The organism is Klebsiella sp. MS 92-3 (assembly GCF_000195655.1).
Lineage (GTDB): Bacteria > Pseudomonadota > Gammaproteobacteria > Enterobacterales > Enterobacteriaceae > Klebsiella > Klebsiella pneumoniae.
Window position 1 is genome coordinate 1 of sequence record NZ_GL882700.1, and the last position, 2955, is coordinate 2955.

3 protein-coding genes are annotated in these 2955 nt (G+C 47.7%); 2 read left to right on the forward strand and 1 reads right to left on the reverse strand.

The genetic code is table 11. The features are described 5' to 3' along the window. The first annotated feature begins 116 nt into the window (after positions 1-116). Positions 117-749 carry a DUF6904 family protein gene (locus HMPREF9538_RS26670; protein ID WP_001567369.1) on the forward strand — a complete coding sequence of 211 codons (633 nt, stop codon included), beginning with the start codon at positions 117-119 and terminating at the stop codon, positions 747-749. 28 nt (positions 750-777) lie between these two features. Here the strand turns inward: HMPREF9538_RS26670 and HMPREF9538_RS26665 are convergent, their stop codons facing one another. Beyond that, a complete protein-coding gene (locus HMPREF9538_RS26665) occupies positions 778-2181 on the reverse strand; it encodes an ISNCY-like element ISKpn21 family transposase (protein WP_001567368.1) in 1404 nt (467 codons plus the stop codon). A 258-nt stretch (positions 2182-2439) separates the two neighbouring features. Here HMPREF9538_RS26665 and HMPREF9538_RS31990 point away from each other — a divergent pair, with 258 nt between their 5' ends. Beyond that, entirely contained in the window at positions 2440-2604 is a 165-nt protein-coding gene (locus tag HMPREF9538_RS31990; RefSeq protein WP_004221585.1) for a hypothetical protein, read from the forward strand. Positions 2605-2955: the final 351 nt, after the last annotated feature.

A 2955-nucleotide genomic window follows, 5' to 3' on the forward strand; every position in this document is an offset into this window, starting at 1 on the left:
TGTCAAGGCTCAATTGAAATGTCCGTTATCCAGCTCAATTAAAATGACCACTTTGATCTCTCATTCTCTTTACTGATAGACTTTCCTCCGACTGAAACAACAGGATGATTGAGCCCATGCTTCGATACGAGTTAACGCCGAACAATGCAGGTTTTATACTGTGGGGAGATTCAGAAGCCCTGAATGAATTACATGAACTCATTCATTACATCGTGGATGAAAGCCCACTGATTAAAGTTAAAGACGGATTTATGTTATCCCTTGCCTATGATATTCGTAAAGCACGGGAAGGTAATCGTCGTGTTGAGCAACATCAGTATGATCAACATGATACATATAAGCTTTATGGTGTTGAGCTTTTATGGCCTCTGGTCCTGGTACAGTCCTCAATACTCAGAAACTCAATGGGTTATATTCAGACAGACAAAAACCAGCTGTCTGTCATGTATGCCTTTGAATACCTGATAGAATCAGCATTAACAGAGTCTGAGAGAACAACGTCGAATGATATTATGCTAACAGTAAAATATGCATCAGACTCTGATTTTAATTTCATTGAGGATAATATTGACAGCAGGTGCTGCTATTTTATCAGCCTATCTCCGGAGCAAAGAAAAAAGCAGTTAATCAGTATTGTTCGTTCTTTTCATTCATTATGGGGTAAGTATGCCCGTGAAAAGCAGGACATAAAGATGCTGAACGAAATGAATAATACATCATGGGTCTGGCCGGACAATATCAACTGGTGAGCAACCACTGTCCGGCCAGTGAGTACCATCAGCGGGCTCTTTTACCAAAAATGTCCTCTGAACGTGACTGAAGCTGTTTGAGTGCTTCGAGCATGTCATCATTATCCAGTGAGCGCTGGGATTTCTTCCCTTCCTGCTTTGGCCGTCGTCGGGAAGGGCCATCTCCAGCGGGAATTGACTGAGAGCGCGTGTTATCCCGCTTGCTCTGCACCAGACTGATAAACTCCAGGGTTCGGCCAAGACGCTTGTTATCGACAATCGCGCCCTGGTCGATTTCTGACAGTCGGTCGTAGGTAGAGTAGGGAAGTAGCGTACCGTTCAGGCGCAGCTCTTTTCTGCCATCAGGATAGTGATACACATCGATATATTTACCTATTGCACGGCGACTCAGTTCGCTGTCTTCAATCAGGTACAACATTTTATCATATTGTATCGTCAACGATTTTGAGACTTTACGTTTTTCACGAACAGTGAAAATAAGCCCCAGGTCCTCATCATGTTCTACAGCACGGTGTACGTCAAAATCATGTCGCGGTACTTTGCCAAAACGGCGGTTATAGTCAGCCATATAGGCCTCAGCGAAGTCATTTGCAGCCTCCATTGAACAAATGCCCTGTAACCGCAGCTCTTTGACCAGACGATCCTGTAAAGTGAGGTGAGCTCGTTCTACACGCCCTTTGGCGGGACTGGTTTCTGCACAGATAGTCTGGATGTTCAGTTCATGCATGGCTCGCCCAAACTGAGTATGCCCGTCTCCGCCTGTGGCGTGTTTATTGTTAACACGAAAAACACCGGCTTTATCGCTGTACAGTGCCAGCGGTTTACCATGCTTATCGATATAGCGCCGCGTGGCTTCGAAGTAAGAAAACGTGGACTCCGATTTAACAAACAACAGTTCCATCAGTTTGCTGGTTGCATCATCAACATAGACCAGCGCGGTGCAGGCCGGGCCACGGCCTTCAAACCAGTCGTGATCACAGCCATCTATTTGTATCAGCTCACCAGTACACGGACGCCGGTACCGTGGTTGAGGGATCCTTGCGGCACGTTGTTTACGGGGAACCCATAAGCCAGCCCGCACCATGATGCGCCGGACAGTTTCTTTGCCAAGAAACAGTCCGTGGAGTTCTTCGAGCTTTTCACGCGCCAGAGTCGGACCGAAATCAGCATAACGCGTCTTGATCAGTTCCAGAGCCTGATCTGCGAGCCCGGGTGGCAACTGGCGGTTACCACGCATGCCACATCGTCTGCTGGCCATACCAAGCGGTCCGCCTTCACGGTAACGGGCAAGAAGTCTGCGGCATTGCCTGTCGCTGATACCGAGGTGCTCGGCCGCACGGCGCGTTGTGATGCGACGTTCAATGACGTCCTGTATAATCTTGATCCGGTTGATCTCTTTCAAAGTAAACACTCCTGAGCTTTCTGCGCTCATGATATGCCTCCCGGTAGTTTAAACGGACCAGTGAAGCTTACCATAGCGCGGACATCTGAATTGAGCCACAGGCGGACATTACTATTGAGCCATTACAACATTAGTGCGCATAATGTATATTATGTTAAATGCAATGTCGTACTCAATAACGTCATCTTTGATAGCTGCCTCTTCCCACATCAACACTATGACCGTCATTCCTTTCATGCACGTGAATGCTGCGCTATAAGGCAAAATGTTCGAGGTGATAAATCAAGCATGGCTTTTAACAATCACTTCGCCCACTACAGCCTGTTCTCCTACAGTAAAAGCCAGGGAAATTCATTCAGCCACACCTGCTGCTTGTACTGTCCGGCATATCTTACTGCTGTTGCATTTTCTGACCGAACGCGTCACGGGATGCCAGATGAAATGCTCATTTGATAGCGCGCCGCCTGCAGTGTGTATCAACCGGGCTTGATCAGCCACAGACGTGATTATCAAAAAGATGCCAGCTTCGTTTTCCGCACTCAAATGGCGAGTGCCATCGCGACCATAAACAGAACCGCCAGCTGAAGTTGAATGGTGTACTGAAGCCCAACGCAGCCGGCTTCCATGTTGACAGGCTCTGCCTCACCTCCCCCTTCCCTTGTATCTGGTGATTAGCTACCACCAGGGAGCACCTGACTACAACATATCGCAATTCCGTTCATCGCCGAAAAAGCATAAATGCTCTCTCGGGCATTTATGCTTTTATATCGCGGTTGATGTAGCCCCCTGAAACACCGGACAGTA